Genomic DNA, 673 nt, shown 5'->3' on the forward strand with positions numbered 1-673 from the left:
GAGCGTGATCGCGCCCGGCGCCGTCAGCCGCGCCGCGCCGCCCACGCTGCCGGTGCCGGTGAAGGACAGGCCGCCCGTGCTGGCGGCGAGCGTGGCGTCGCCGCTCGTGGTGAGGCGGCCCGCGACGTTCATCGCCCCGCCCGAGGTCAGGTTCGCCGTGCCGGGCCCGCCCGCCACGGCGAGCGAGGCGCCGCCGGCCACCGTGAGCCCGCCGGAGGTCGTCAGCGCCAGCGTGCCGTTCGCCGACACCGCGCCGCTGACGAGCAGCGGCAGGACGGTGGTGAACCCCACCGTGCCGCCGGCCGCGATGGAGGTGATCTCGGCAACCTGGTTCGCCTCGGTCAGCGTCACGGTGCCGCCGGCCACGGCGAGCCGGTTCGCCGCGATGATCGCGCCGGGATCCTGCGTGATCGTGCCGCCGGTCGCCGAGAGCGTGACGCTCGCCGCGTTCGCGCCGTTGCCGCCGGTCCGCCCGGTCAGTGCGATGCTCGCGCCCTGCAGCCTCACCTCGGTGGCGGTCGTGGGGCCGGCGGACAAGGCCCCGGCCGCCGTCAGGTTGAGCCGCGCGCCGGCACCGAGCGTCGCCGCGGACGTCGCCGGGCCGGCATCGGTCGCCACCGTCACGGGGGCCGCCGTCAGCGTGCCGCCGCCGGTCACGGTCAGGTCGCGCGTC

The 673-nt window shown here is 78.0% G+C and carries 1 pseudogene; it reads right to left on the reverse strand.

The window, feature by feature from the left end:
- Positions 1 to 673: pseudogene (locus tag HW577_RS26090) on the reverse strand (hypothetical protein); the annotation flags it as partial.

Origin of the sequence: Neoroseomonas rubea (genome assembly GCF_016106015.1) — a bacterium.
GTDB lineage: Bacteria > Pseudomonadota > Alphaproteobacteria > Acetobacterales > Acetobacteraceae > Neoroseomonas > Neoroseomonas rubea.